The 26834-nt window shown below is 38.6% G+C and carries 33 protein-coding genes, 1 other RNA gene and 1 other annotated feature; of the genes, 3 read left to right on the top strand and 31 right to left on the bottom strand.

Annotated features, from left to right (window positions below):
- Nucleotides 1-27: 27 nt before the first annotated feature.
- From groES to FC73_RS03625, 18 genes are all read right to left on the bottom strand, one after another.
- Nucleotides 28-312, bottom strand: a complete 285-nt coding sequence (gene groES / locus FC73_RS03705; protein ID WP_010021812.1) for a co-chaperone GroES — start codon at nucleotides 310-312, stop codon at nucleotides 28-30.
- Between the two features lie 144 nt (nucleotides 313-456).
- Nucleotides 457-1092: a redox-sensing transcriptional repressor Rex gene (locus FC73_RS03700; protein WP_010021811.1), complete on the bottom strand. Its 636-nt coding sequence runs from the start codon at nucleotides 1090-1092 to the stop codon at nucleotides 457-459.
- Between the two features lie 151 nt (nucleotides 1093-1243).
- On the bottom strand, nucleotides 1244-2272 hold the full coding sequence (gene tsaD, locus FC73_RS03695; RefSeq protein WP_010021810.1) for a tRNA (adenosine(37)-N6)-threonylcarbamoyltransferase complex transferase subunit TsaD: 1029 nt from the start codon (nucleotides 2270-2272) through the stop codon (nucleotides 1244-1246).
- Nucleotides 2273-2290: 18 nt separating this feature from the next.
- Nucleotides 2291-2887, bottom strand: coding sequence for a ribosomal protein S18-alanine N-acetyltransferase (gene rimI / locus FC73_RS03690; RefSeq protein WP_010021809.1), 597 nt, complete (start codon nucleotides 2885-2887; stop codon nucleotides 2291-2293).
- Nucleotides 2871-3596, bottom strand: coding sequence for a tRNA (adenosine(37)-N6)-threonylcarbamoyltransferase complex dimerization subunit type 1 TsaB (gene tsaB, locus FC73_RS03685; RefSeq protein ID WP_010021807.1), 726 nt, complete (start codon nucleotides 3594-3596; stop codon nucleotides 2871-2873). Before tsaB ends, rimI begins: the two co-directional genes overlap by 17 nt.
- Nucleotide 3597: 1 nt before the next feature.
- The gene (locus FC73_RS03680; protein ID WP_010021806.1) at nucleotides 3598-4365 is read right to left on the bottom strand and encodes an acyl-[acyl-carrier-protein] thioesterase; all 768 of its coding nucleotides are present in this window, start codon (nucleotides 4363-4365) and stop codon (nucleotides 3598-3600) included.
- Between the two features lie 11 nt (nucleotides 4366-4376).
- Entirely contained in the window at nucleotides 4377-5258 is an 882-nt protein-coding gene (gene rsmI / locus FC73_RS03675; RefSeq protein WP_010021803.1) for a 16S rRNA (cytidine(1402)-2'-O)-methyltransferase, read from the bottom strand.
- A gap of 5 nt (nucleotides 5259-5263) precedes the next feature.
- Nucleotides 5264-5590, bottom strand: a complete 327-nt coding sequence (locus tag FC73_RS03670) for a DNA replication initiation control protein YabA (RefSeq protein ID WP_010021802.1) — start codon at nucleotides 5588-5590, stop codon at nucleotides 5264-5266.
- Between the two features lie 13 nt (nucleotides 5591-5603).
- Entirely contained in the window at nucleotides 5604-6629 is a 1026-nt protein-coding gene (gene holB, locus FC73_RS03665) for a DNA polymerase III subunit delta' (RefSeq protein ID WP_010021801.1), read from the bottom strand.
- Nucleotides 6630-6637: 8 nt separating this feature from the next.
- Nucleotides 6638-6964: a cyclic-di-AMP receptor gene (locus FC73_RS03660; protein ID WP_010021798.1), complete on the bottom strand. Its 327-nt coding sequence runs from the start codon at nucleotides 6962-6964 to the stop codon at nucleotides 6638-6640.
- An 11-nt stretch (nucleotides 6965-6975) separates the two neighbouring features.
- Nucleotides 6976-7626 (bottom strand): dTMP kinase, encoded by a 651-nt coding sequence (tmk, locus tag FC73_RS03655; protein ID WP_010021797.1) that lies wholly within the window; start codon nucleotides 7624-7626, stop codon nucleotides 6976-6978.
- A gap of 97 nt (nucleotides 7627-7723) precedes the next feature.
- Nucleotides 7724-7969 carry a YaaL family protein gene (locus FC73_RS03650; protein ID WP_039144534.1) on the bottom strand — a complete coding sequence of 82 codons (246 nt, stop codon included), beginning with the start codon at nucleotides 7967-7969 and terminating at the stop codon, nucleotides 7724-7726.
- A 10-nt stretch (nucleotides 7970-7979) separates the two neighbouring features.
- Nucleotides 7980-8579: a recombination mediator RecR gene (gene recR / locus FC73_RS03645; protein ID WP_056936292.1), complete on the bottom strand. Its 600-nt coding sequence runs from the start codon at nucleotides 8577-8579 to the stop codon at nucleotides 7980-7982.
- A gap of 17 nt (nucleotides 8580-8596) precedes the next feature.
- Nucleotides 8597-8911 (bottom strand): YbaB/EbfC family nucleoid-associated protein, encoded by a 315-nt coding sequence (locus FC73_RS03640; RefSeq protein ID WP_010021792.1) that lies wholly within the window; start codon nucleotides 8909-8911, stop codon nucleotides 8597-8599.
- A gap of 15 nt (nucleotides 8912-8926) precedes the next feature.
- On the bottom strand, nucleotides 8927-10726 hold the full coding sequence (gene dnaX / locus FC73_RS03635) for a DNA polymerase III subunit gamma/tau (protein ID WP_056936291.1): 1800 nt from the start codon (nucleotides 10724-10726) through the stop codon (nucleotides 8927-8929).
- A 132-nt stretch (nucleotides 10727-10858) separates the two neighbouring features.
- An RNA gene (gene ffs, locus FC73_RS06915) (signal recognition particle sRNA small type) lies at nucleotides 10859-10945 on the bottom strand.
- Between the two features lie 47 nt (nucleotides 10946-10992).
- Nucleotides 10993-11457 (bottom strand): nucleoside deaminase, encoded by a 465-nt coding sequence (locus FC73_RS03630; RefSeq protein WP_010021789.1) that lies wholly within the window; start codon nucleotides 11455-11457, stop codon nucleotides 10993-10995.
- A 14-nt stretch (nucleotides 11458-11471) separates the two neighbouring features.
- Entirely contained in the window at nucleotides 11472-12065 is a 594-nt protein-coding gene (locus FC73_RS03625) for a class I SAM-dependent methyltransferase (protein ID WP_010021787.1), read from the bottom strand.
- Nucleotides 12066-12225: 160 nt separating this feature from the next.
- On the opposite strand from FC73_RS03625, the gene nrdH reads away from it, so the two are divergent.
- From nrdH to nrdF, 3 genes are all read left to right on the top strand, one after another.
- Nucleotides 12226-12456 carry a glutaredoxin-like protein NrdH gene (gene nrdH, locus FC73_RS03620; protein ID WP_010021786.1) on the top strand — a complete coding sequence of 77 codons (231 nt, stop codon included), beginning with the start codon at nucleotides 12226-12228 and terminating at the stop codon, nucleotides 12454-12456.
- Nucleotides 12457-12534: 78 nt separating this feature from the next.
- Entirely contained in the window at nucleotides 12535-14700 is a 2166-nt protein-coding gene (gene nrdE, locus FC73_RS03615) for a class 1b ribonucleoside-diphosphate reductase subunit alpha (RefSeq protein ID WP_010021784.1), read from the top strand.
- Nucleotides 14701-14717: 17 nt separating this feature from the next.
- Complete coding sequence (gene nrdF, locus FC73_RS03610) at nucleotides 14718-15725, top strand: class 1b ribonucleoside-diphosphate reductase subunit beta (protein WP_010021783.1); 1008 nt, start codon at nucleotides 14718-14720, stop codon at nucleotides 15723-15725.
- Between the two features lie 47 nt (nucleotides 15726-15772).
- On the opposite strand, the gene mprF is transcribed toward nrdF, so the two are convergent.
- The 13 genes from mprF to radA all read right to left on the bottom strand — a co-directional run bounded on the left by mprF (nucleotide 15773) and on the right by radA (nucleotide 26823).
- A complete protein-coding gene (gene mprF, locus FC73_RS03605) occupies nucleotides 15773-18355 on the bottom strand; it encodes a bifunctional lysylphosphatidylglycerol flippase/synthetase MprF (protein WP_010021782.1) in 2583 nt (860 codons plus the stop codon).
- Nucleotides 18356-18478: 123 nt separating this feature from the next.
- Nucleotides 18479-18844 (bottom strand): 50S ribosomal protein L7/L12, encoded by a 366-nt coding sequence (gene rplL, locus FC73_RS03600; RefSeq protein ID WP_010021780.1) that lies wholly within the window; start codon nucleotides 18842-18844, stop codon nucleotides 18479-18481.
- A 38-nt stretch (nucleotides 18845-18882) separates the two neighbouring features.
- Nucleotides 18883-19401: a 50S ribosomal protein L10 gene (gene rplJ, locus FC73_RS03595; protein ID WP_010021778.1), complete on the bottom strand. Its 519-nt coding sequence runs from the start codon at nucleotides 19399-19401 to the stop codon at nucleotides 18883-18885.
- Between the two features lie 26 nt (nucleotides 19402-19427).
- Nucleotides 19428-19543, bottom strand: a sequence feature (ribosomal protein L10 leader region).
- 56 nt (nucleotides 19544-19599) lie between these two features.
- The gene (rplA, locus tag FC73_RS03590; RefSeq protein ID WP_010021777.1) at nucleotides 19600-20292 is read right to left on the bottom strand and encodes a 50S ribosomal protein L1; all 693 of its coding nucleotides are present in this window, start codon (nucleotides 20290-20292) and stop codon (nucleotides 19600-19602) included.
- A 91-nt stretch (nucleotides 20293-20383) separates the two neighbouring features.
- The gene (rplK, locus tag FC73_RS03585; RefSeq protein ID WP_010021774.1) at nucleotides 20384-20809 is read right to left on the bottom strand and encodes a 50S ribosomal protein L11; all 426 of its coding nucleotides are present in this window, start codon (nucleotides 20807-20809) and stop codon (nucleotides 20384-20386) included.
- Nucleotides 20810-20933: 124 nt separating this feature from the next.
- Nucleotides 20934-21494, bottom strand: coding sequence for a transcription termination/antitermination protein NusG (nusG, locus tag FC73_RS03580; RefSeq protein ID WP_010021773.1), 561 nt, complete (start codon nucleotides 21492-21494; stop codon nucleotides 20934-20936).
- A gap of 102 nt (nucleotides 21495-21596) precedes the next feature.
- On the bottom strand, nucleotides 21597-21776 hold the full coding sequence (gene secE, locus FC73_RS03575) for a preprotein translocase subunit SecE (RefSeq protein WP_010021772.1): 180 nt from the start codon (nucleotides 21774-21776) through the stop codon (nucleotides 21597-21599).
- A 13-nt stretch (nucleotides 21777-21789) separates the two neighbouring features.
- A complete protein-coding gene (gene rpmG, locus FC73_RS03570; protein WP_010021771.1) occupies nucleotides 21790-21939 on the bottom strand; it encodes a 50S ribosomal protein L33 in 150 nt (49 codons plus the stop codon).
- A 48-nt stretch (nucleotides 21940-21987) separates the two neighbouring features.
- Nucleotides 21988-22569: a sigma-70 family RNA polymerase sigma factor gene (locus tag FC73_RS03565; RefSeq protein ID WP_010021770.1), complete on the bottom strand. Its 582-nt coding sequence runs from the start codon at nucleotides 22567-22569 to the stop codon at nucleotides 21988-21990.
- Nucleotides 22570-22758: 189 nt separating this feature from the next.
- On the bottom strand, nucleotides 22759-23511 hold the full coding sequence (gene rlmB / locus FC73_RS03560; RefSeq protein WP_010021769.1) for a 23S rRNA (guanosine(2251)-2'-O)-methyltransferase RlmB: 753 nt from the start codon (nucleotides 23509-23511) through the stop codon (nucleotides 22759-22761).
- Nucleotides 23501-23926, bottom strand: a complete 426-nt coding sequence (locus tag FC73_RS03555; RefSeq protein WP_010021766.1) for a Mini-ribonuclease 3 — start codon at nucleotides 23924-23926, stop codon at nucleotides 23501-23503. Before FC73_RS03555 ends, rlmB begins: the two co-directional genes overlap by 11 nt.
- 5 nt (nucleotides 23927-23931) lie before the next feature.
- Nucleotides 23932-25341, bottom strand: a complete 1410-nt coding sequence (gene cysS / locus FC73_RS03550) for a cysteine--tRNA ligase (protein ID WP_056936290.1) — start codon at nucleotides 25339-25341, stop codon at nucleotides 23932-23934.
- Between the two features lie 99 nt (nucleotides 25342-25440).
- A complete protein-coding gene (gene radA, locus FC73_RS03545) occupies nucleotides 25441-26823 on the bottom strand; it encodes a DNA repair protein RadA (protein WP_010021765.1) in 1383 nt (460 codons plus the stop codon).
- Nucleotides 26824-26834 lie beyond the last annotated feature (11 nt).

Below are 26834 nucleotides of genomic sequence, written 5' to 3'. Positions count from 1 at the left end.
TCACCTCATATTAATTTATTTTTTTAATTATTTAACGATTGCAAGTAAATCTTTTTCATGCATTACAAGGTATGGAGTACCATCGTATTCAACCTTTGTACCTGCATATTTATCAAACATTACCATGTCGTCTTCTTTAACAGAAGGGGCAACTTTTTGTCCGTTATCAAGAACTCGACCTGCGCCAACAGCGACAACTTTACCCATCTGTGGTTTTTCTTTAGCATTGTTTGCTAAAACAATTCCACCGACATTTTTTTCTTCTGGTTCTTGCACTTCGACAATTACGCGATCTCCTAATGGTTCTAACACGTTAATCCCTCCAATGAATATCTTTATTAAATTTTAGCACTTACACTTATCAAGTGCTAACTTACATTCTTAATATATTATTTTTTTCAAATTATTGCAAGAACTTTGCCCAGTAAAAACAAAAAAGCATCCAATTTTGGATGCTTAATCTTTATCATAATGATCAATAAAATAAATCAATGTTTGTAGTTCATTGGTTAAATCAACATTATGAACTCTGATTTCTTTTGGAACCGATAGTCGAACCGAAGTAAAGTTTAAGATTCCTTTAACCCCAGCCTTAGCCACTTGATCTGCAACCTGCTGAGCAACTTTACCAGGTACCGTAAGAATCACAACACTGATTTGTTGATCTTTCAGTTGTTTAACCAACTGATCCATTGGATAAATGGGAACTCCACCCTGAATGGTATTAACGTTTTTAGGGTTAACATCAAAAGCAGCGGAGATCCGAATATTACTATCCATATGAAAGTTAAAATTCAAAAGAGCGTGTCCCAAATTACCAACACCGATTAAAGCCACATTGGTGAGTTGGTCTTGGTTCAGGATCTTCTTAAAGAACTCTAGTAAACTATCTACGTCATATCCGTAACCCCGTTTACCAAGGGCACCAAAATATGAAAAGTCACGACGAATGGTGGCAGAATCCACCTGAATCGCGTCGGCTAATTCATTTGATGATATTCGTTTCTTACCACCGTCATGTAAAATATTTAAATAACGGTAGTAAAGCGGCAATCGTTTTGCGGTTGCTCGCGGAATTTTTGTCTCAGCCATTTCTAAATCTCCTATTATTATTGTCGAGATTAATAAATCACAAGACCAATTCTACCATAAAGAAATTGTTTGTGAAATAATATAAAAATGAAAGCGTCTGAAAAGCCCGACAACGTAGGACAAATTAATTTTTTAATTTGTTATTAACGATTTAATTCTCATTTGGAGCCCATTCAAACTCTAATCCGGGATCAGCATTTAACGAAGCTTTGCCAGCTTCCTGATGGTGCTGCATTGCCGCCGCAGCAGCACCTATCATAGCAGCATTATCACCACATAACTTTAATGGCGCTTTAACAAATTCGACATTTTCCTTACTTGCAACTGAAGCCAGTCGTTCTCTAATCCCCTGATTGGCTGCTACTCCACCAGCTAAAATGAACTCTTTGACAGGATATTTTTCAAGTGCACTTTGTGATTTTTCTGCCAAGACATCCACCACAGCGGCTTCAAAACTGGCTGCTAAATCGTTCTTATTTAGAGTCTTTCCAATCTGATCGGCATGATGAACCGTATTAATAAAAGCACTTTTTAATCCGCTGAAACTAAAATCATAATTATCATCTGCTTCCATAGCACGTGGAAAGGCAAATGTATCCTTACCCTTTTGTGCCATAGCATCGACGGTAGGGCCAGCTGGATAATTAATTCCTAGTACTCGTCCAATTTTATCAAATGCTTCACCAGCAGCATCATCCCTTGTTTCACCAATGATTTCGAACTTACCTTCCTTGGGCATCCAAACTAGCTCGGTATGACCACCAGAAACAACGAGTGCCATGGCTGGAAAAGTAATTGGTTTAACAAAGTTAGTTGCGTAAATATGCCCCGCAATGTGATTAATCGGAATTAGTGGCAGATTATGTGCCCAGGCAACCACCTTAGCAGCTGTCACTCCGATCAAAAGAGCACCAACAAGCCCAGGACCATAAGTCACAGCGACTGTGGTTAAATCATCGTATGTAACGTTAGCTCGCTGTAAAGCATCATTGATACAAATGGTAATTTCTTCAATATGATGTCGACTAGCCACCTCGGGAACAACTCCGCCAAATCTTTGATGACTCTTAATTTGAGTTGCAACAACATTGGATAAAATTTTATTCCCGTTTTTTATGACGGCCACACTTGTTTCATCACAACTACTTTCAAATGACAAAATCATACTGTTTTCTTGCATCTCACTCACCGTTTCTAACTATCTTCCAAAATTATTTGGGGCTACTTTTTGCTTAGATAGATCTAATTTCATTACTACGGCATCTTCACCATCGTTATAGTAATCCGGATCAATTCCAACTTGAATAAACCCAAGATCACGATTTAAATCTTGCGCCTTAATATTACTTAGGCGAGTCTCAACTGAGACACTCCGTAATTTCATTAATCGTGCTCTTCTAATTACCATCGTTAATAAGAAATAGCCAAGACCACGATTCTGAAACTTTGGTAACACGGCGATGTTTTCAACGTGACAGTTTTTACTATCACGTGAAATGTAACATCCAACAAACGCAATCAATTCATCCGCTTTACGAATCACCATGTATAAACTATTTTTATGTTTTTTTAAATCATTTAAAAAACGTTCTCGATCCCAAGCAGCCTTTTTATCATAAACTTCTTCTTCAACGTTCACAATATCAGGGATGTCAGTAATAGAGCCCTTTCCAAAATAGTAATCAGTTCCGTTAATATCCACAATGTGATTTTGAATCTGAAGTCCCCGCTGAATTTTGGCTTCTTCTTTTTTCTTCAAATTCTTTTTTAACCATGATTCAATTTTTCTCAACATAGGACTCGTTTTCCCTCCCAGGGTTCAACTTTTGCCAGTCGGCTTGTGCTTTAGTTAAACGAAGATAATTAGGATTAAAATTATTAATGTTGGAAACCGGGTCCTGCTTTTCTCCATAAACCCCGATCTTGGCAGCTTGTGGTAAATTATCAATTCCGGTTAAACTCTTAAAATTCGTTCCAAAATGTGATTTCAAACGATCTACAAAATGATCAACATCACTTCCAGCGAAGATGATTGGTTCATTAAATTCGTCAAGCTTCTGTAACCACTTATCAAAATTGATGTGTTGATCTTCAATCACAACCTCGGGACCGTTTTGAGAAGTCCGATACAATCCTGTAAACAAATTATTATTTCTACCATCAAAAAGCGGAACCACCAGCTGATGTTCCTTTTGAACGTTTAGGACAAGTGCCATTAAACTTGAAATACCAACTAAATCGATGTTTAACGTATCTGCTAACACCTTTCCGACCGTAGTAGCAATCCTAATTCCGGTGTAAGACCCTGGTCCGTTACTTATGACAACTCGATCTAAATCCTGGGGAGTTAATTTGGCATACTTGACCAGTTTTTCAACAATGGGCATTAAATACTCCGCATGCTTTCGATGCGTAGTCATGGTAGTCGTTGCCAAGACCCGCTCATCATCAAGAACAGCCACTGTTAGTGGTTGATTAGAGGTATCAATTGCTAAAACATGCATGTTATTTGCTTCCTTTTTTATCCAACTTTTTCCATTTCACTTCAGCAATCGATTTAGTACTTCCATTAACTGAAATATCATGAACAGTTTGAATTTGATTATCGGTATTGATGAACTTACCTCGACTTAACACGGGATCTCCGTACGTAACTTCGTCTTCATATTTGATGCTTACTTCCGTTGGCACATGAGAAGCTAGAAAATCATAAGGCAAGACGTCTACCATCCATCCTATATATTTAGCATTATTAACATGAGAATTCCAATCAATATCAGTAAAACGAACGTGGTACTCGGTTTGCATAATATCATGTTCATCATGAATCTTCGGAATCTTGTTTAACCGTTGAATTCTTCTAACTCGATCACAGTGATAAGGGATGACCATGGATTCATCCAACTTCACCATTTTTCTGGATTGAATATCCATCATGACCCATAGGCTACCAACATGAACTAATTCATTTCCATCCATATCTCTTACCCAGAACTCACGATATGCAAAGTACTTTGTATATGATGATCCCCTCGTTTGCACTTGAACCTTCTCATGAACCCTTGGTAAACGGGTAATATCCATATCGGTTTGAGCTACCACCCATGTAACCCCATGTTCAATGACATACTGAGTCCCTACTCCAAGTGCAGTGGCTTGATCTTGTGAAATCATGATAATCACATCAGTTAGCATGGATAAAGTCATGTTACCTAAAAGGTTAGTCTCATAGTATTCAACTTCATGATTTTCAGAAAAAATATCTCCAGTCATTTTATTTCCTCTTATTCTAAGTGATGGTATTGATTATAGACATCCTGGCGTACTAACCCATTTTGCTTAGCTACTTTCTTAATTGCAGCATTGGGCTTATCACCATTACTAATCAATTGGTCAATCTGTTCTTCAACCGATAATTGAGCCTTATTTTCATTTGGCTTCATGATTTTAAAACCATTGGGATTCCCAGCGACCAGAATCACAAATTCACCCCGAATTTCATTCTCCTTAGACCAGTCTACCAAATCATCAATTCCACCACGCACGTATTCTTCGAATTTTTTGGTAAGTTCTCTTGCTAAAGTTGCTTGTCGGTTGCCAAACACTTTCTGCATGTTTATTAACGTCTTTTTCAATCGGTGTGGTGCTTCATAAAAAATCAAGGTCGGATATGCTTGCGCCAAAATTTCCAACTCATCCACTTGTTCCTTTGGCTTTCGTTTTAAAAATCCATAAAACAAAAAGGGCTGTGGTTTAAGCCCGGAAGCAATTAAACTAGTAAGCCCAGCATTGGGACCAGGAACGCTTATCACGGGAATGTCATTTTCAACACATTGTTGAACTAACTCACGTCCGGGGTCGCTAATTGAGGGCATCCCCGCATCGCTAACCTGTGCAATTGAGGTGCCTGCTCTTAGTTTTTCAATTAATTCCGGTGCACGCTGTTCTGTATTGTGTTCATGAAAACTAATTTGCTTGGTCGTAATGTCAAAATGATTTAACAGCTTCTGCGTGTTTCGGGTATCTTCGGCAGCAATTAAATCCACATCTTTTAAAATATTAATCGATCTAATTGTCATATCATCAAGATTCCCAATTGGGGTGGGGACCAGATACAAGCTGCCAGTATTATGATTTGCAAAACTCTTTTGAACTGATAAATCCACTTGAATTACCTTTCTCCGTATATAATATCGGTACAAAACATACAACTACTGTTACTATCACGTCGTTTGCCATAAAACTGGGTACAAACATGAAACCCTTCATTGTACAATTTCTCTAAATTCTTCTTCGACATTGAAAGTTGTTGTTTCTTTTTATTTTTGCCGTCTTTTCCAGCAATTAATTCCCGAAGATGTTCATTTTCAATTTTCAGTTCTGAATTCTCCTCAATGACTTTATCCACTTCATCACGAAGGTCGCCAATTCTCTCACTCATTAATTCTGATTGCGACTTTAAATTATTAAATTCCTCGTTAACATCTGATTCTTTCAATCGACTTTTACTCCTAACCTTCAATGACTGCTAGACAATTTAGGGTAATAACTTCCAAAATGTTCTGGAAACTAACATTTATATCTTGTTTTCGGGTACTACCTAAAATTGATGTAATGATCGTAATCAATTGTTCATCGGACAATTTGAGTGCCATTTTCTTCAAAGCAGTATACTGATCGCCAAATCCTAAACTATCAGGTCGAGAATCTTTAAATTTTACATCAAAAACATCCTTAAAAATCTGATAAATCATCTTTAAGGTCATTTGTTGCTCAAAACGTCCCGTGACAAGTGGCATAAAATTGGTTTGAACATTCGTAAAAGCACGATAATCGTCCTCAACTAACTCATTAAACCACCGTTCAACGGTTGCTTTCATCTTGTTAAACCAACCATCTTCAAGCATCTTGTCAAGTGACGCTAAATCACCAGTTAGTTCTAAGATTAACTGGCTAGATGTTTTAGACAACCCTTTTTTAGTTACGTATTTAATCAGATCATCTTCGTTAATCTTAGGAAATTCTATCAACTGTGTCCTTGAAATAATCGTCGGTAAAATTTTTCGATAATCGTCGGTAAGTAAAAAAGAATTAACTTGTCCGTTCGGCTCTTCGATAAACTTCAACAAGCTATTAGCAGCACTGGTGGTCATAGTATCAGCATCATCAATAATAAAAACCTTTTGATTCCCTTCAACGGCACTCTTAGAAAACTCACGCTTTAAATAGCGAATTGAATCAACTTTGATACTCCGTCCATCAGGTTTTACCATCACAACGTCAGGATGCTCATCCTTAGCAATTCGAATACATTCATTGCAAACACCACAAGGCATTCCATCTCGAACATTTTTACAAAATAAACGCATTGCAATGGTTTTAGCAACCGCTAGCTTTCCAAGACCGTCTACTCCTGAAAAAAGGTAAGAATGACTAAGATCATTAGCTGTCACCACTCCCATAAAGTGTTTGGTTAGTGATGGCTGCTTTCGTTTTGCTTCATTAATTACGCTTTGCGCAGGATTTTCTTCTACCATTATATTAATTAGAAACGGTTTAGTGATTCCATTGGTAAAATCATCACCGTAGCTCCCCCAACTTGAACTTCAACTGGGTAAGAAGTTTCGCTAATGCTACCAGCTAAACTAACGGGTGGTGTCATATACTGCTTTCTGGTTTCACAAGTTGACTTAATGATATCTAGAATCTCGTCAACTTTGTCATCTTGAGCACCAATTAGATAGGTAACGTTCTTAGCCTTTAAAAATCCACCCTTAGTAGATAATTGGGTGGCCTGAATCTTATGTTTGATGAATTCAGATTGTAGTTTAGCTGCGTCCTTATCCTGGACAATTGCAATAATTAGTTTCATGGCTGATCCTCCTATTTGTTCTTATTAAAATAATTTCCTGCTCGTTTATATAATACGGAAAGTACTTGATTTACTACTTCATCGATTGGTTTGGTAGCATCAATTTTGATAACACGCTTGGGATCCCGCTTAGCGATGCGATCATAGGCATCATGGACCCTAACGTAAAAATCATGCTCCTGAAGGTCAAGCCGGTTAACTTCACCACTTCGATGGTTGGCAATGCGTTTCAAACCAACATCAACGGGAACATCAAAGTAAATCGTCGTGTCTGGCATGAGTCCCTCAGTAGCAAATTGATTCATGTCCAAGACGGCCTTTTCGCCAATCTCACGACCACCACCCTGATATGCAATTGAACTATCAAGATAACGATCACACAACACTAATTGGTTGCTTTTTAAAGCTGGTAAAATGGTTTTTACCAAATGTTCCCTTCTGGCAGCCGCAAATAAAAGTGCTTCACATCGATCATCCATATCAGTCTCATCTTTATTTAAAATAACCTTTCGGATCTGTTCTGATACAGGATTACCACCTGGCTCTCGAGTAGTTAACAATTGCTTACCAAGGGCTGGCTTGATCTCATCAACCACCTGGTTTAAAACCGTAGTCTTACCGGCTCCATCAGTACCTTCAAATGTAATAAATTGTCCTGTCATATTCGATTCATTCCCAGCATTTTTGCTATTTTCATTGTACTTTAAGTTATATTTAATGTCTATTTAAAAAGCCAGCTAGTGTTTAGCTGGCTTGCGTTTAGTTTTCGTATACTGATGGCTGAATTCGATCATTTTTAATGTTACGTTTCCGTGCTTGACGATACATAAACATGTATTTTTGTTTGGTCAACATCGTCTGAGCAAACAAGTGATTATCTGTCTCAGAAACAGCTTGTTCAGTCTGGACCGCCTGATCCCAATCATTTTTTAAAAAATTAATCGTATCTAACAACTGGTCATCATAATTTTGTTTCATAGAACTATATCTAAATAAAGAAAACATAGCTAATTCCTCACATTTCAGTTCGTCCCGAAACTGCCTTAGAAAGTGTCATCTCATCCGCATACTCAATGTCGCTTCCGACAGACAATCCATGAGACAATCTGGTAACTTTAATTCCAGCTGGTTTGATTAACTTTGCTAAATACATTGCCGTAGCTTCTCCTTCTGGAGTGGCATTGGTGGCAATAATGACTTCTTTAACTTCTTCATTTTTCTGCAAGCGCTTGATAAGCGAGCTGATGTTGATATCCTCGGGACCCTTTCCCTCAATTGGTGAGAGAACCCCATGTAAAACATGATAAAGACCGTTGTAATCCTTCATCTTTTCCATGGTCATAACGTCTTTAGACTGTTCCACAACCATGATCTTGCTTTGATCACGGGTCGGATCGGAACAGATCTCACATGGATTAGTCTCGGTAATGTTGCCGCAAATTGAACAAAAACGTAAGTCATTTTTAGTTGAAGTCAAAGCGTCCGCAAAGTTTTTCACGTCAGTTTTATTCATATCAACCGTATAGAAAGCCAATCGGGTAGCCGTTTTTCTACCAATTCCTGGTAGATGCATGTAACTATCAATCAGCTTAGCAATTGGTTCTGGATATTGCATTTAAATCCCTTCTTCTACTACATGCCAGGAATATTCATTCCCTTAGTGTACTGACCCATTTTATCTTGGGTATCCTTTTCAATTTTTCCTAAAGCATCATTAACGGCACTGATCACCAAGTCAGAAAGCATGTCAGGATCATCAGGATCAATGGCATCTGGTTTAACGTTCATGTCTTTCATCTTACGATCACCAGTAAAAGTAACGGTTACCATGTCTTCAGGTGCTTTACCGACAAATTCACTTTTTTCAATTTCAGCCTGTTCAGCCTGCATCTTTTGTTGCATTTTTCTGGCCTTTTGCATCATCTTACCCATATTCATTCCGTTCATTATTATTTCTCCTTTTTAATCGTCTTTAACATTAATTATATCATTACCAAACATTTGCTTGGCTTGATTAAGGGAATCATTATTTTTTTTACCCTTTGTATCTTCAGGTTGTTCATCACTTGAAGCATCAGGAGCATCGGACTTAGTCTCTGAATTATTTGCTTCTGACTTATCAGCTCCTGATTGGTGCTTCTTTAGATAATCACTTCTAATTTGAGGCCACTCATCATTTGGAACAAACACCACGGTGGGAACAAAACCGAGAATCCGATCGAGCCCATTTTGGAGGGCATCCATCAGATCTCCATCAGTTCCAGCTTTTTGGTACAAAAAGCCATAATCAAACGCAACTACAACACCCTGATCACTTGCTGCAACGGGATTAGAAACGTGCATTACAGCTCGTTGAGTGACTGACAGCGACTGCAACAGCTCCTGCCAAATATCTTGGTAAGCCGTTAAGTCTTTCCTGGTAGCCTTGCCCAATACCTCGTAGACTTTAGTAAGGTTCACCTGGACCTGCTTATTAGTATCCTGATGATGAACTGGCTTGGACTTAGTGACATTTTGATCTTTAGTCTCATTAACGGGTGACTTCTTTTTTGAATCATCCAGCTCAGATTGTAACTCCGAAACCTGGTTTTTAAGATCTAAGAGTTGCTGTTCAAGTTCCTTAGTTCCGCCACTTTCACCATGATCCTCATCTTTTGAACCAGCAACTGTCCCAGATTTCTTGGCGTTAGCAAGTTTAACCGTTAGTATATCAAGATAAACATCGGGATGAGATGAATAACGCATCTGATTCTGAACATCACTCATAATTTCAACGTACTGATAGATTAGTTCACTACCGATTTCGCCAGCAATCTTTTTAAAATTGCTACCCAAAAGTCCTAACTCACTCTTTTGGACCATTTCGGGATCTTGATGATAAAGCAAAATATTCTGACAATAATCAACTAAATCTTCAATAAATTGATTAGCATCTTTTCCATCATCTAAAATTTCTTGAACCATTTTTAATCCCGTTTGAACGTCAGAATTAAAAACAGCTTCAATGTATGACTGTAGCTTATCCCTAGTTACACTTCCAGTCACGGAAAGTGCACTCTCATAAGTTACCTTATCATTACTATATGAAAGGGCTTGATCTAAGATGCTCAATGCATCCCGCATTCCACCTTCAGCACTTTTAGCGATCACCTTCAGGGCTTTATCATCATAATCGATGTTCTTTTCTGAAAGAATATATTCCATTCGCTTTAAGATGTCACTAGCTTTAATCCGCTTAAAATCAAACCGTTGTGTCCGTGAAATAATGGTAGCCGGAATCTTTTGTGGTTCAGTGGTCGCTAAAATAAAAATCACGTGTTCTGGTGGTTCTTCTAATGTTTTAAGAAGGGCGTTAAAAGCCCCCGTTGATAACATATGAACTTCATCAATGATATAGACCTTATACTTCCCTTCGGTGGGAGCATACTTGGCCTTATCACGAATATTTCTAATCTCTTCAACTCCGTTATTGGAGGCGGCATCAATTTCAATGACATCGTTAAATGCACCCTTGTTGATAGCTAAACAGGTGGCACATTCGTTACATGGTTCCCCATCTTTTAAGTTAGGACAGTTAACCGCTTTGGCTAAGATTTTAGCTGCCGAAGTCTTTCCTGTTCCTCTGGGACCCGTAAATAAATACGCATGGCTAATCTGATTAGTTATCAATGCGTTTTTTAAAGTTTGAGTAATGACCGGCTGGCCAACAATTTCATCAAATCTTTGTGGACGCCAAGTCCGATACAGTGCTTGATAACTCATGAAATGCTTCCTTTCATTGAAAGTTGGTACCATCAATTATTATATATTGAAAATTGATGAAATGCTAATAACTTTAAACCCCAATTTTTCCAAAAAAAATCTCCCAGTCAAACGACTAGGAGTTTAATTTCTAAAAACGAGAAGCACAAGGCAAAAGATACTTAGTGCTGCTTCCTTCCGGACCTGACACGGTTCGTAAGTCCGCCCTTGCTTCAGGGCCTTACGGCATTAATTATCATAACCGAAAATCCATCAAATGTCTAGAATTATTTCCGATGTTTCCGCTTATCTTTAAAGAATTTTTTCATGATAGCACCTGCTTGAGCGGCTCGCAAGCCACTTGAAACCCGAACCTGATGATTTTGTCTGGAATCATTTAAAGTGTGATATAAACTTTCCACTGCTCCTGCATTTTCATTTTTAGAACCATAAACCAATCTTTTAATTCGAGTGTTAATAATTGCACCCGCACACATCAAACACGGTTCAACGGTCACAAACATTTCGCAGTCATTTAAGCGCCAACTTTTTAGATTAGCACACGCTTCTTCAATCGCTACGATCTCAGCATGCTCCGTTCCCATTTCAGTGTGTTCACGCAAGTTATGTCCTCTTCCAACAATTTGATCATCTTGGACGATAACTGCTCCAATAGGAACCTCTCCAATGATGGCGGCATGATTGGCTTCAATTAGAGCTTGATCCATAAAATACGCGTCGTTTTTATTCATCAGTGGCAGCCTTTCTACTCTTTAAAAGGATAGTATCCCTTATCGCGTTTAACGATTTGAACGTTGCCAAAGACTTGTTTCATAAGTTTCTTAGCGGACGGAGCTCCTTGTTTCTTCTGTAAAACTACCGTTAACGTCCCATCGTCTAGTAAATGATCATACGATCCGGTAATCATCTCATCTACCACTTCTTTCCCAGCACGAACAGGTGGATTAGTAACGATCCCAGCATATTTTTGGGTGATATTCTGATACCCATCAGAGGCAAAAATGTCCACATTACTGATCTGATTCAACTCAGCATTCTGTTTGGCAAGGGACAAAGCCAGATTGTTAACGTCGACCATGGTAAACTGACGTTCTGGATGAGTTTTAGCCAAGAAGATCCCAATCGGACCATAGCCACACCCCATATCCAGAATCGGTCCTGCGGGCATTTCGTTAATATCAACGTTCTTAATTAAAACTCGTGACCCATAATCAACCGTACTTTTAGAAAACACACCGTTGTCCGTTACAAAACTTAGCGTGGTTTTTAATAAAGAAAAGTTCCAATGTTTTTCCTCATGTTTAACATCAGGATTTGCGGTATAATAAAAATTGTTCAAATTTAACACATCCTAAAAAAATTAATATTTAAAATTACAAGAACTACATATAGCGTCCTTTCATCATCATTTTCACTATATGTAGTGCTTTTATCTGTTGAAAATTCCGATTTTTGAGAGTAAACTCATCAAGTGAACGATATCAAGGGGATGAAACAAAATGAAAAAAATTACTGTATTTACCAAAAATAATTGCATTCAATGCAAGATGACAAAACGTTTTCTTAGTGAACATAACGTTGATTTTGTTGAAAAGAACACATCTGAAAATCCAGAATACGTGGATTATCTAAAGGGTGAGGGATTTCATGCTGTACCAGTTGTTGAAAGCCAATCACTCGATGCATTCAGCGGATTTCAACCTGAACAATTAAAAAAGCTCGTTGGTTAATTGTTGTACTTATAGTATAGTACAAAACCAACATTCACGATATTTTCGCATGACACGATTAAGGGAGAATAGTCTAATATGTCTTTAAAGGATTTGCACGATGTTACGTATTACAAACTAAATAATGAAATTAATATCCCTGTCGATGGCCGGATTCAACTGGAAAAAGATCAGGAAGCACTGAAGGCTTTCTTTAAAGAAAACGTTAATCCGAATACCGTTAAGTTTGATTCGTTAAAAGATCGTTTTAATTACCTAATTAAGCATAACTACATTGAAGAGGGTTTCGTTAATAAGTACCCATTTTCATTCATTGAGAAGTTATACAAGTATTTGGATAGTCAAAATTTTCACTTCAAATCATTCATGGCTGCTTACAAATTCTATGCTCAATACGCAATGAAAACTGACGACAACTCCATGTACTTAGAAGGCTACATAGATCGGACAGCAATGAACGCATTGTTTCTAGCTAATGGTGACCAAAAATTAGCTATGAATCTAGCTGATGAATTAATTCATCAGCGTTTTCAACCAGCTACCCCTACTTTTTTGAACGCTGGAAAGAAACGTCGGGGTGAGTTGATTTCATGTTTCTTACTTCAAACCACCGATAACATGAATACGATCGGTAGAACCATTAATTCAGCTCTTCAATTATCCAAAATTGGTGGAGGAGTTGGAATTAATCTTTCTAACCTAAGAGCTGCTGGTGATCCCATTAAACACATTCAAGGAGCAGCCAGTGGTGTTCTTCCAGTAATGAAGTTACTAGAAGATAGCTTTACCTATTCCAACCAACTAGGACAAAGAAACGGGGCTGGGGTTGTTTATCTTAGTGTTTTCCATCCTGACATCATTCAATTCTTGGGAGTTAAAAAGGAAAACGCCGACGAAAAAATCCGAGTAAACACCCTTTCACTTGGTGTGGTTGTGCCAGATAAGTTTTATGAGCTCGCTAAAAACGATGATGATATGTACCTATTCAGTCCATACGATGTTGAACGTGAGTATGGGGTTCCTTTCTCATATGTTGATATTTCTAAAGAATACGACAATATGGTCAAGAACAAGAACATTTCTAAGAAAAAGATTCGAGCTCGTGAACTTGAAACCGAAATCGGAAAACTACAACAAGAATCTGGCTATCCATACATTATCAACATTGACACCGTCAACCGTGATAATCCGGTTGACGGCAAGATTGTCATGAGTAATCTGTGTACCGAAATTCTCCAGGTCCAAACACCTTCCATCGTTGATGATGAACAAAACTACGAACAGTTAGGAACCGATGTCTCATGTAATCTGGGCTCTACTAACGTAGTGAACCTCATGGCATCACCAAACTTCGGTAAATCAGTTGAAGCCATGGTAAAAGCCCTAACCTTCGTTACCGATCACTCATCAATTAACGTGGTTCCATCAGTTAAGCACGGAAATGAACTAAGTCACTCAATTGGTTTAGGAGCCATGGGTCTTCATTCATATTTTGCTAAAAATCATATGTACTATGGCTCACCTGAGTCCATTGAATTTACCAGTACCTACTTCATGCTTTTAAACTACTGGACCCTGAAGGCTTCTAATCAAATGGCTAAGGATCGCGGAAAAGTTTTCCATAATTTCGAAAAAAGTAAGTATGCTGATGGATCTTATTTCGATCAGTACACTACCAAGAGTTGGGCTCCAAAGTCAGATAAAGTAAAATCACTGTTTGATGGTGTCTTTATCCCAACCGAAAAAGATTGGAACGCTTTAAAACAATCAGTCATGGAGTATGGTCTCTACCACCAGAATCGTATGGCCGTAGCTCCTAATGGTTCAACTGCTTACATTGGGGATGCAACAGCAAGTTTGCATCCAATTGTTCAAAAAATTGAAGCACGCCAAGAATCAAAGATTGGAACCATTTACTATCCGGCTCCATACCTTTCAAATGACACCATTCCTTACTACGAATCAGCCTATGACACTGACATGCGTAAAGTAATTGACGTTTACGCTGCCGCTCAAAAGCACGTTGATCAAGGAATGAGTTTAACCCTCTTTATGCGTTCAACCATTCCAAAGGGCCTTTATGAATGGAAAGATGGTAGAAGTGACAAAATGTCAACCAGAGATTTAACGATCCTTCGAAATTATGCTTACAAAAAAGGCATTAAATCACTCTATTACGTACGGACCTTTACTGACGATAATACTGAAGTTGGTGCCAATGAATGTGAAAGCTGCGTAATTTAATCCTTAGGAGGAAATACATGGACATTAATAAAGTCTTAACCGGAAAGTCAAAAGGAAACTACAAAGCGATTAACTGGAATTCTATTGATGATGAAATTGACAAAGCTACCTGGGAAAAGTTAACCGAGCAGTTCTGGCTTGATACTAGAATTCCACTATCAAACGATCTAAAGGACTGGCGTTCACTTGATGATGATCACAAATGGATTGTTGGTCACGTCTTTGGGGGGTTAACCTTACTGGATACCCTTCAGTCTCAAGACGGAATGGCAGCCCTTCGAAAAGATGCGGTAACGCAACATGAAATTGCGGTTTTAAATAACATTCAGTTTATGGAATCAGTACATGCTAAGAGTTACTCTTCAATCTTTTCAACTTTGAACACCCCTGATGAAATTGATGAGATCTTTCATTGGAGTGACACGGAAGAATTTCTTCAAAACAAAACCAAAAAAATCTATTCACTATACCACGATGATGGACATCCACTTAAAAAGAAAATTTCAAGTGTCTTTCTTGAAACATTTCTTTTCTATTCTGGATTCTATACCCCTATTTGGTATCTTGGTCATAACGAACTTCCAAACGTTGCTGAGATCATCAAATTGATTATTCGTGACGAATCCGTTCATGGAACTTACATTGGTTATAAATTCCAAGTTCAGTTCAACCAATTGGGTGAAAACGAACAAAACGACTTAAAAGATTGGATGTATAACTTTTTGTACGATCTTTATCAAAACGAAGAAAAGTATACTCATCTACTTTACGATCAAGTAGGATGGACTGACGACGTTTTAACCTTCATTCGTTACAATGCCAACAAAGCATTAATGAATCTAGGACAGGATCCGATGTTCCCCGACACTGAGGAAGATGTTAATCCAATTGTTATGAACGGAATTTCAACGGCAACGGTTAACCATGATTTCTTCTCACAAGTGGGTAATGGTTACCGCCTAGGAAACGTAGAAGCTATGAGTGATTCCGACTATGATATCGGTGATAAGAAAAACAAAAAATAGTTTTCAAACAAAAAAGAGTTTCAGAATTAATTCTGAAACTCCTTTTTTTATGGAATATTTTCTTCTACATTTTCAATCGTAGGTCGTTCACTAACTACTGACAAGAGCTGTAGCATCGTGAATACCAACGAATTGTCTTTCCGGTATACGAAGTACTTGGAGACCCAATTATCAACGTATTTTTGCTTATAAGAACGCAATCCTTGGAAGCTATAGAAAGCATCACCGTACTGGTAAATCAAATGGGCAATCTTCTCATTAATAAAACTAAACTTCGATTCACCCACGTTAGCAAGCGGAGCCATTCCAAGGTTAAACCACTTATAACCCTCATCTTGAGAATACTTAAACAGGTGAATAAAAATTCCGTCCATGATTCCAGAAGGAGCATCGTTTTCTGATCGCATCAAATCAACCGACGTCATAACTCGATCACCAGTTGGCATGATATTAGCGAAAGCAACAATCTTCCCCTCCTTATCCCTGATAACAGCGATCGGAGCCTGGTTCAAGTAATAAGGATCAAAGAAGCCCAGTGAAAAGCCCTTTTCATCACGACCATTCAACCATTCATCAGAGATACGTTTAAATTCATCCATCTGCTCTTTAGGAAATGGTGGATCTAGAACTTCAAAGTGGTAACCTTCGCGATCAAATTTATGCATAAGAGCTCGCTCGCCACGATGTCGTTTTCCAGCAAGTGAAAAATCAGTAAGATTAACGTGACCTTCTTCACCCGCCTTAATGAAATCAAAGCCTTTTTCATGAAGCAACATCGTTAACGATTCCCCAACTTCATAAAATACTAGGGTGAAATCCGCTTTATCGGCATCACTCATAAATTGATCAATGGCAGCATCCAACTTGTCTTGATTGCCAATTGGTTCCCCCATCACAATTAACTTGTTGGCCTTCTGCTTATACATAAAGATCACTTCGTCTTCACTGTCTTCAGCGTAAAAGTAAACTTTCTTATCACGTAGAAAGACCAGGTGACTAACTTCATTTCCACCAAACTTATCAATCACATTTCGAATCCTAACTTCATCAAATGGTTGATTTAACCACGGAATCCGTGCGTATGTTAGGTACTTATAGAGCATAAATAAAATAATAAACGCAATGATAATTCCAATAAATCCAGTTAACCAAACCTGCTGGGAAGGTAAGAGGTAGACATTCATCATTTTAATTGGACCATGACTGGGAAGATGATGATTGCTCATGTAGATCCCAATAATGGAGTAAATTAAGAAGGTCCCGATGAAAATCACTCCATCGAAAATGGCGTTTCCCCATGAATAAGTTAACTTCTGGCGATACATTCCTTTCCTTGATAACCACAAGCAAATAATGATAAAACCAAGTAAAAGCGTCAACTTTAAGGGAAAGTCTTCCTTCCAAAGCGTGTTCGCAATGGCAAATACCAAAATGATAACGGTTGGCCAGAAGGATTTGTGGACCCGTGAACCCACTCCACGAGCTAGTCCGATCAATAAAATTCCAATAATCACGTTGGATAGTTGCCCCAAGAAGAATAAAGTGTACGGTGCAAGTGACACATAAAGGGGATTTACCAAAGCCAGATTAGGAATGGTAGCGTACACAATCATCATGATTCCTGAGAAATACATGAAGATCGTGATGATAATCTGAGCCGATCTGTGAATAATCGTTTTAGGAATATCATCAAGAAAGTTGTTAATCCGAGCTCCCATTTCACTGAAGAAAAGAACCACACCAACGAAGAATGGTAAGAAGTAGTAGAAGACACGGTACAAAAGGACCCACACAGCAGCAATTGTTGGAGAGACACCCAGGGCACTTAAACTTCCAATCATCATCGTATCAAATGAGCCTAGTCCTCCTGGTAGCATTGAGACAACTCCAATGACATTCGCAATAATAAAAAGTGGAAAGACATTCCACAAATTAATGTTAAGTTTCATGAAATAACCAATGATCAAGAAGAGCATAGCACAACTACCCCACTCTAAACACGAACCAATGATTAATTGAAACTCTCGTTTTAAGGTTAAGTCACTGAAAAACTCGGAATTATTAAATCTAGTAAATAGAAAAATGACAGGAAAATAAATCCCACCACCAACTAGCCAAATCCAATCCTTGGCATACTGGGATCCGATCCCAAAGCCGAAGATCAAAACCAGTGAAACTAGACAGTACGTTGAAAGTCCTGCCAGTAAAAATAAAGCAATTTTAGAAATCGCATATAAAACCTGCTTTTTGGTGGCGTCCTTACTGTAAAACATCGCCCTTAGACTGGCACCTAGAAAACCACCAAACCCAGCAATGTTAGTAAACGAATTAACGATCCACCCACTTTTGACTATGTAAGATGGTTTAAACTTACCAGGCAAGAATTCCGTGATGGTAAAGTCGTAAATTAACATTGGTAACACGGCCACGAATCCCAGAATCGTTAAAATAATCAGGGTTGTTGGCGACTGAGATGCTAAACTTTCTCGCATCTGCTTTCCATTAATCTCTGAAAGGACGTGCGTTGCTTCATAAACAACAAATACAAGGACTAACGCGACGAAAATCCCTTTAATCCAATTCGAATATTTGTTATAGAAATCCATAACTTTGTTAAATGCTTTTTTCAATTGTTAACCCCCAAAAATTGGCTAACTTCATTCTCTCAATTTTTATCACATAAAACAACTTTATTTGCACAAAATTAAAGCAAAAAAAAGAACGTGCTTAGGCACGTTCTTTTTGGGTGTAAACTACTTAAGAGTTACAGTAGCACCAACGGCTTCAAGCTTATCCTTAATGTCGTTAGCATCTGCTTCTGAAGCGCCTTCTTTAACAGCCTTAGGAGCACCGTCAACTAAGTCCTTAGCATCTTTCAAACCAAGACCAGTGATATCTCTAACTGCCTTGATAACCTTGATCTTTTCTTGACCTGCTTCAGTAAGTTCAACATCGTATGAATCTTTGGTAGCACTGTCGTCACCGGAAGCACCTGCAGCAGCAACTGGGGCAGCTGCTGAAACATCGAATTCATCTTCGATTGACTTAACTAAGTCATTTAATTCAGTAATTGAAGCTTCTTTTAATTGAGCAATAATATTATCTTTATCAAAAGCCATTTTAATTTCCTCCTATTAGGACATTTAATTTATTTTTATTAAGCTGCATCACTGTCGTCACCATTGTCATCTTTATCAACAACAGCATTAACAGCATAAGCAACCTTACGGATAGGATCTTTCAAGATGTTAGCAAGAGTTGAAAGCAATTCTTCACGGCTTGGTAGAGCAGCAAATTCATTGATTTCATCAAGTGAAGCAATCTTACCTTCGATAATTCCACCCTTGATTTCAAGTTCTGGATTATCATCAGCAAAATTCTTCAAGATCTTGGCAGGAGCAACTGGGTCTTCATCAGAAAATGCAACGGCAGTTGGTCCAACAAAGGTATCCTTTAAATCTTTAACGTCGGCTTTATCAGCGGCACGTTCCAAAATTTTGTTCTTAATAACACTCATTGATACATCATTATCACGTAGTTGTTTACGTAAATCAGTATCTTGAGCAACACTTAAACCACGGTAATCAACAACAATTGCTGATACGGCTTTTTGCAGTTGGTCAGCAACTTCATCAACCTTCTTGGCTTTAGCATCAATAACGTTCTTTCTTGGCATATTATTTCACCTCCCAATGTATTTTGGGACTTAATAAAAAATCCCTATGTTCGCCAAAACATAGAGAAAGAGTGTTTTACTCCTCGGCAGGCATAATTAAGGTTAAAACCACCTGAGTCTTAGGCGAATCACATTCAACTAATAATCTATCATAACGATAAATATTAGTCAATTAGGGATTATTTAATTAGTTAGTAACTAAAATGATTCAGGATCAACAGCGACACCAGGTCCCATTGTTGATGAAACAGAAATGTTACTAATGTAAGTTCCACGAACAGATGCTGGACGATTCTTAACAATCACATCATTGATGGTGTTAAGATTTTCAGCCAACTTATCTGCATCGAATGAATCTTTACCGATTGCAACTGCAACGTTTCCATCACGGTCAGTTCTGTAAGTAACCTTACCAGCCTTAGCATCAGAAACCGCCTTTGAAACATCCATGGTAACAGTTCCAGTCTTAGGGTTTGGCATTAATCCTTTAGGTCCTAATACACGACCTAAACGACCAACTTGAGCCATCATATCAGGAGTGGCAATTGCGACGTCGAAGTCGAGCCATCCATCTTGAATCTTTTGAGCTAAGTCATCGTCACCAACGTAGTCAGCACCGGCATCCTTAGCGTCTTGGGCTTTTTCACCCTTAGCAAATACTACAACAGTTTGATCCTTACCAGTACCATTAGGTAAAACTACGGCACCACGTAATTGTTGATCAGCTTGTTTAGTATCAACGTTTAATTTGTAGACAACTCTGATAGTGTCATCAAAGTTAACTGCATCTAATTTTTGAACTAATTCTACAGCATCTTGAGCAGAGTACTTTTTACTCTTATCAATTTGCTTAGAAGCATCTTCGTACTTCTTACCTCTCTTACGAGCCATTGTGTCTTCCTCCTTGCAATTGTGGTTATAACGGAATTTCCTCCCACTAGCACACTATCTTTCGATAACGTGCTGTCCGGGCATAGTGAAATTAACCTTCAACAGTGAATCCCATACTACGTGCCGTACCTTCAACCATGCGCATAGCTGCTTCTACATCAGCTGCGTTTAGATCTTGCATTTTAGTTTCGGCAATTTGCTTAACTTGGTCTTTGGTAACCTTAGCGACCTTGTTAGTATTAGGTTCACCGGAACCGTGTTCAACACCAGCGGCTTTCTTTAATAGGACAGCGGCTGGAGGGGTCTTGGTTACAAAATCAAATGAACGATCTTCGTAAACAGTAATCACAACTGGAATAAGCATTCCTGCTTGATCAGCAGTACGTGCGTTAAATTCCTTGGTGAAACCCATAATATTAATTCCAGCTTGACCTAAAGCAGGTCCAACTGGAGGAGCGGGTGTTGCTTTACCCGCAGGTATTTGTAGTTTAACTACATTAGCTACTTTTTTAGCCACGAGACATACCTCCTTAAGTCCGTGTGTGGTAAATGAAGATTAAAATTTCTTCTCCCACGTTAATTTATGCAATACGCATACTAGATAAATATACCACGTTTATTTAAACGTGACAATGAGTAATTTACTGAGAATCTGCTTCTAAGGGTTTAACTTGATCGAATTCAAGTTCAGTGCTGGTTTCTCTACCAAACATATCAATGTTAACTTTGAGTTTTCCCTTAGTATTATCAATCTCAGTAATCTTACCAGAAAGGCCTTTGAATGCTCCTTCAACGATGGTAACCGTGTCACCAACTTGGCTATCCAATGGCTTAACATGCTTTTTCACCCCAATGGTCGACATTACGTTATCAACCTCTTCAGGTAATAAGGGATTAGGTTTAGAACCTTGCCCATGAGAACCAATGAATCCAGTAACACCGGGGGTATTTCGAACAACATACCAAGCTCTATCAGTCATTACCATTTGAACCAAGACGTACCCTGGGAAAGTTTTGTTCATTACAACTTTTTCTTTGCCATTTTTAACTTCATGTTCCTCAGTTTCTGGGACCACAATGTCAAAAATATAATCTTCCATTCCCATAGATTCTTTTCTAGATTCAAGATTCATCTTAACTTTGTTTTCATAGCCAGAGTATGTATGCAATACATACCATTGCTTCTCAGCAGTCTCTACCACAATGATTATCTCCTTTAACTTAAAACAAAATAAAAAAACTCCGCGTAAACGAAGTTCTTATCACTAAAGTAACTATAACAGAAATTAACATACTAATCTAGTTTAGGCCAACAACTTCAAGGCTGCTTGAATAGCCCAGTCAATTACACCAAGGAAAATTGCAAAAAAGATGGTGGTCCAAACAACGATTGAAGTATCAGTTCTCGTTTGTTTAGCGTTCGGCCAAACAACCACTTTCATTTCTGCAACAACACTTTTTAAAAAGTTCCAAAATCGTTTCATGTAAATTCCCCTCTTAGCGAGTTTCACGGTGCAACGTGTATTTTCCACAATGCTTACAAAATTTATTTACTTCCAATCGTTTAACGCGATTAGGATTGCTAGCAATGGTGTAGTTTCTTGAACCACATACAGAACAGGCTAGTGCCACTTTTTTCTGTGCCATAAGCTGCACCTCCTTAATATCTAGTTAATACTATCATCAATAGGGACATTAGTCAATTCGATTAATCTCATGATACTTGCGTCGGCAACGTGCCATCGCATTCTTCAATCTCATCATATTTTCATCAGAAAGGTTAGCCATTTTTTCAAAAGTAAGGTTTTCAAGCGATTTAATAACCACTAGCCTTTCCACTACGGAAGATTTTTTCATTAGAATCTGTAAATTTTCATAGATTGAGAGCACTCGCTCTGGATTAGCAGCATGAACATCAGCAATTGTATCCGAATAAAACTGGCTGTAAGCACTAAAAGATGCTTTTTTGGAATCAGGAAGTCGCTTTTGTGCCCGTTTTCTTCGTAAAATATCATATAATCGATTTTTTAAATTCGTTTTGTAATAGCTGCCAAGGGTCACATTTCGACTTGCATCATATCGAATAATTGTCCGGTGAAGAACAATGGCCGCTTCTTGTTTCCAATCTGATAATTCCATATCCGAAACGTAAAAATCATTCCACAGTTTTAAATAAATTGGTGCATATTTTTCAAATAATTTAATAAAGTCAGCATCATTCCACTTAGCATCTTCAATTAGTTTCAACTCTTTAGCACGTCCATTTTCTTTGTTCACAAGTTGGATCTCCCCTCAATCAATTAATTAACAATTAATATCGTACCCAAGTAGATTTAATCAAAACAAGCGAACAAATGTTTGATACGAAAAATTATCCACTAACCAATTTTTAATATCGAAAATCCGATATTAAGGTAACAAAAAGAGAATGATCCAAAAGTATCATTCCCAAACTAAATTATTTAATTATAACGGATGACGGGAGTTAAATCCCTGATACATCACAAGACCCGCTGCTACCGAAGCATTAAGACTTTGAATGTCGCCTACCATTGGAATTGTGAGGGTCTCATCGACCTGTTTCTTAAGAAGAGGAGCGATTCCCTTACCTTCACTACCAATGATTAATGCGGAAGCTCCACGTGCATCCCAGCGCCGATAATCGGTTCCCTTCATATCCGTTCCAAAAATCCATACGCCACGATCTTTAAGTTCTTTAACGGTATTAACCAAGTTAGTGACTCGTGCAACTGGAACCCGCTCGATGGCCCCCGCTGATGTTTTTGCCACCGTTGAAGTCAACCCTACCGCACGACGTTTAGGAATAATAATGCCATGAACTCCAGCAGCATCCGCAGTTCTAATGATCGAGCCTAAGTTATGTGGATCAGCAATATTATCCAAAATAACGAAATACGGCTTTTCGCCCTTGGATTGGGCATTCTCAAACAAATCATCAATTGAAGCATATTTAAAAGAAGCAATTGCGAGCATCACTCCCTGATGATTCTGATTGTCTGACATTAGGTCTAGTTTCTGTTTAGGGACTTTCGAAATGACTAGATGACGTCCCTTTGCCAAACGAATAATGTTTTTAACCGTGTCATCATCCTGACTAATTCCACTTTGCAAAAACACCTTATTAATCTCTTGATCCTTACTTCGCAAGGCAGCAACTGCCGGATGTCTTCCAATTATAAAGTATTCATTATCTCTCATATTCCACTCTCCCAGCGTCTACTTGATCAATGCACCACTTGGCCAATTCATCAAGACGCTTGTCCTGACCACTAAGTGATAAGAAACCAAAAAGGGCTTCAAAACCAGTTGAGATCCGATAAGTAACAACACTCGTATTCTTAGCATGAGTATAGCTCTTAGCGTTACGCCCACGTTTAAAGAAGTAAGCCTCTTCATCACTTAGAATTCCATCCTGCTTCATGAGATCAATTAGTCCAGCTTGAGCTTTAGCGGATACGTACTTGGTGGCAAACCTTTGTAGTTGGTTTGGTCTAGCAACTCCCTCATCAATTAGATGACGTCTGATATATACCTCGTAAACTGCATCCCCCAAATAAGCCAATACAATTCCATTTAACTGTCGATATTGAATATTGTCGTCCGCTTCACTCATCTAAATTAATTTTCCCTTCTGAACCGTGTTCCTTGCGGTGTATCTTCTAGTATAATTCCCTTATTTTTTAATTCATCACGAATTTCATCGCTTCGGGCAAACTGCTTGTTCTCCCGAGCGTTATTTCTTTCTTGAATTAATTCTTTAACTTTATCATCATTTAATTCGCTACTTTGGAGTTTAATTCCAAAAATGGAAGATAACTGTTCCAGTCGCTTCATCAACAATTTGATTGATTCTTTAAAAACAACGGGACGTTCTGCGTAGACATTGCCAAGTTTAGCTAGCTCGTAAACCTTCGCAATTCCATTTTGAACGTTAAAATCATCATTCATGGCATCCTGAAAATCAGCTTGGATTTGCCGAATTTCCTGATCTAATTTTGGATCATTGTAAGCCTCAGCATCCTTTAATCGGTAATTTAAATTGTCAAAGGCGGTTTGGATTTTTTGCAGATTAGTAGCTGCTTCGTCAACTCCTTGCTGGCTAAATCGAATTGGACGCCGGTACTGGGTGGTTGAGATTAGAAACCGAAGTGCCTGTGGGTTATCCTTTTTCAAGAGATCGTGAACCGTCACAAAGTTTCCCTTTGACTTACTCATCTTTTCATCGTCGTCGCCGACGGTAACGAAGCCATTATGAAGCCAGTAATTAACAAATTTTTGATCAGTCTTGGCTTCACTTTGAGCCCGTTCATTTTCATGGTGAGGAAATTCTAAATCAATTCCACCTCCGTGGATATCAAAAGTATTACCCAAATATTTGGTTGACATCACTGAACATTCAATGTGCCAACCCGGGCGTCCTTTTCCCCACGGTGAATCCCATGAAATCTCATCCGGTTTTGCTTTTTTCCAGAGGGCAAAATCAATTGGATCCTCCTTCTGGGCCAATTCTTCACTTGAAACGTGTTCACTTGCACCACTCTCAAGATCATCAATGTTCTCATGACCTAACAGGCCATATGATTTAAACTTTCGGGCACGATAGTAGACCGTTCCGTTAACATTATAAGCATATCCCTTATCAATTAAATCAACCACAAAGGCAATGATGTCCCTAATATTATCCGTTGCCCGTGGGTTAACGGTTGCGGGCTTTACGTTTAGAGCCTTGGTATCTTCCATGTAAGCATTGATGTACTTATCAGCTAACTTAGGAACCGTCGTTCCCTCTTTTTTTGCTTCATTAATCATTTTATCGTCAACGTCAGTAAAATTGGACACATAGTTCACTTGGTAGCCACAATATTCTAGATACCGACGAATAGTATCAAACGCTACCACGCTTCTAGCGTTACCGATATGAATGTAGTTATAAACAGTTGGACCACAGACATACATATTAACCACACCGGGTGTAATCGGCTCGAATTTTTCTTTTTCATTTGTAAGTGAATTATAAACTTTTAGCATGTCCAACCTCCTAATTATTATTCAATACTAACATACTCATAATGACCCAAATCAATGATCCCATCCATTATGAACTAGACCAATTGAAAAGAAAATATTTTACTTTTTTAGTGCCGTCTTCAATGCTTCACCAATGGTCGAGACGCCCACCACTTGAATGTTCTTTGGTGGCGTCCATCCCTTTAAGTTATATTTGGGAACAAGTACTCGCTTAAAGCCTAACTTTTGGGCCTCAATGACGCGTTGTTCAATTCGATTAACCCGTCGAATTTCACCAGTCAAGCCAAGTTCACCAATGTAGCATTCTTTCGGATCGGTTCCCACGTTTTCGTAACTGGAAGCAATACTGATTGCCATTGCCAGGTCAATTGCTGGTTCGTTTAACTTCACTCCACCAGCAGCCTTTAAATAGGCGTCCTGATTTTGCAACATTAATCCAGCTCGTTTTTCTAAAACCGCCATAATCAACGAGACCCGGTTCCGATCAAGACCAGAAGCGGTCCTTTGTGCGTTCCCAAAAACCGATGGAACAATCAGAGCCTGTAATTCCACTAGAATCGGACGAGTTCCCTCCATTGCTACCACAATGGCAGAGCCGGTGGCATTCTTTAAGCGTTCTTCCAGAAAAATTTCGGATGGATTTTTAACCTCTTTGAGACCGTCTTCGTCCATCTGAAAGATTCCTAGCTCGTTAGTAGAACCAAATCGATTCTTAACGGCCCGTAATAGTCGATAAGAGTGATGTTTGTCTCCTTCAAAATAAAGGACGGTATCCACCATGTGTTCAAGTGTCTTAGGGCCTGCAAGCGTTCCACCTTTGGTAACATGACCCACTAAGAAAATAGTAATTCCATTCGTTTTAGCAATATTCATTAAGTCAGAGGTAACTCCACGAACTTGGGTCACAGATCCAATGGCAGAGGGAATTTCATCCTCCTGCATGGTCTGAACTGAATCAATAATGACCGTATCGGGTTTTACTTCTTCAATGGCTTTTCTGATTGAAGCCATGTCAGTCTCAGGATAAATGTATAAATTACCATTTTCGGAAACATTCAGTCGATCAGCCCTCATTTTAATCTGATCGGCACTTTCTTCCCCCGAAACATAGAGGACCCTTTGCCCTGATTCAGCCAACTGACCAGAAACTTGCAAGAGTAAGGTCGACTTACCAATTCCTGGATCACCACCAATTAATACCAGTGACCCGGGTACGATTCCACCACCTAGGACACGATTTAATTCATTTGAGTCTACTTGGACCCTAGGAGCACTTTCTGCGTTAACCTGTCCGATTAACTGCGGTCGTGATTTGTTGCCACTAAGGGAAACCCGACTAACATTAGCTTTTTTCGGATCGGTCTTCTGAACGGTCTGCTCCACCATCGTGTTCCACTCGCCACAGTTGGGACAACGTCCCATATAACGTGGTGAAATGTATCCACAGTTGGAACAAACGTATTGTGTTTTTGTTTTAGCCATTAAATCATTTC

This window comes from Fructilactobacillus fructivorans, assembly GCF_001434095.1.
In the GTDB taxonomy this organism is placed as follows: domain Bacteria; phylum Bacillota; class Bacilli; order Lactobacillales; family Lactobacillaceae; genus Fructilactobacillus; species Fructilactobacillus fructivorans.
Note: the sequence above shows the minus strand (reverse complement) of the source record. Positions and strands in the feature narration are given on the sequence as shown.

What these genes read in the sequence shown, in the direction of transcription:
- FC73_RS03700 (WP_010021811.1), bottom strand. Translation starts at nt 1,092, where the DNA reads ATGGCTGAGACAAAAATTCCGCGAGCAACCGCAAAACGATTGCCGCTT.
- tsaD (WP_010021810.1), bottom strand. Translation starts at nt 2,272, where the DNA reads ATGCAAGAAAACAGTATGATTTTGTCATTTGAAAGTAGTTGTGATGAA.
- rimI (WP_010021809.1), bottom strand. Translation starts at nt 2,887, where the DNA reads ATGTTGAGAAAAATTGAATCATGGTTAAAAAAGAATTTGAAGAAAAAA.
- tsaB (WP_010021807.1), bottom strand. Translation starts at nt 3,596, where the DNA reads ATGCATGTTTTAGCAATTGATACCTCTAATCAACCACTAACAGTGGCT.
- FC73_RS03680 (WP_010021806.1), bottom strand. Translation starts at nt 4,365, where the DNA reads ATGACTGGAGATATTTTTTCTGAAAATCATGAAGTTGAATACTATGAG.
- holB (WP_010021801.1), bottom strand. Translation starts at nt 6,629, where the DNA reads ATGGTAGAAGAAAATCCTGCGCAAAGCGTAATTAATGAAGCAAAACGA.
- FC73_RS03660 (WP_010021798.1), bottom strand. Translation starts at nt 6,964, where the DNA reads ATGAAACTAATTATTGCAATTGTCCAGGATAAGGACGCAGCTAAACTA.
- tmk (WP_010021797.1), bottom strand. Translation starts at nt 7,626, where the DNA reads ATGACAGGACAATTTATTACATTTGAAGGTACTGATGGAGCCGGTAAG.
- FC73_RS03650 (WP_039144534.1), bottom strand. Translation starts at nt 7,969, where the DNA reads ATGTTTTCTTTATTTAGATATAGTTCTATGAAACAAAATTATGATGAC.
- recR (WP_056936292.1), bottom strand. Translation starts at nt 8,579, where the DNA reads ATGCAATATCCAGAACCAATTGCTAAGCTGATTGATAGTTACATGCAT.
- FC73_RS03640 (WP_010021792.1), bottom strand. Translation starts at nt 8,911, where the DNA reads ATGAACGGAATGAATATGGGTAAGATGATGCAAAAGGCCAGAAAAATG.
- dnaX (WP_056936291.1), bottom strand. Translation starts at nt 10,726, where the DNA reads ATGAGTTATCAAGCACTGTATCGGACTTGGCGTCCACAAAGATTTGAT.
- FC73_RS03630 (WP_010021789.1), bottom strand. Translation starts at nt 11,457, where the DNA reads ATGAATAAAAACGACGCGTATTTTATGGATCAAGCTCTAATTGAAGCC.
- nrdH (WP_010021786.1), top strand. Translation starts at nt 12,226, where the DNA reads ATGAAAAAAATTACTGTATTTACCAAAAATAATTGCATTCAATGCAAG.
- nrdE (WP_010021784.1), top strand. Translation starts at nt 12,535, where the DNA reads ATGTCTTTAAAGGATTTGCACGATGTTACGTATTACAAACTAAATAAT.
- nrdF (WP_010021783.1), top strand. Translation starts at nt 14,718, where the DNA reads ATGGACATTAATAAAGTCTTAACCGGAAAGTCAAAAGGAAACTACAAA.
- rplL (WP_010021780.1), bottom strand. Translation starts at nt 18,844, where the DNA reads ATGGCTTTTGATAAAGATAATATTATTGCTCAATTAAAAGAAGCTTCA.
- rplJ (WP_010021778.1), bottom strand. Translation starts at nt 19,401, where the DNA reads ATGCCAAGAAAGAACGTTATTGATGCTAAAGCCAAGAAGGTTGATGAA.
- rplA (WP_010021777.1), bottom strand. Translation starts at nt 20,292, where the DNA reads ATGGCTCGTAAGAGAGGTAAGAAGTACGAAGATGCTTCTAAGCAAATT.
- secE (WP_010021772.1), bottom strand. Translation starts at nt 21,776, where the DNA reads ATGAAACGATTTTGGAACTTTTTAAAAAGTGTTGTTGCAGAAATGAAA.
- rpmG (WP_010021771.1), bottom strand. Translation starts at nt 21,939, where the DNA reads ATGGCACAGAAAAAAGTGGCACTAGCCTGTTCTGTATGTGGTTCAAGA.
- rlmB (WP_010021769.1), bottom strand. Translation starts at nt 23,511, where the DNA reads ATGAGAGATAATGAATACTTTATAATTGGAAGACATCCGGCAGTTGCT.
- FC73_RS03555 (WP_010021766.1), bottom strand. Translation starts at nt 23,926, where the DNA reads ATGAGTGAAGCGGACGACAATATTCAATATCGACAGTTAAATGGAATT.
- cysS (WP_056936290.1), bottom strand. Translation starts at nt 25,341, where the DNA reads ATGCTAAAAGTTTATAATTCACTTACAAATGAAAAAGAAAAATTCGAG.
- radA (WP_010021765.1), bottom strand. Translation starts at nt 26,823, where the DNA reads ATGGCTAAAACAAAAACACAATACGTTTGTTCCAACTGTGGATACATT.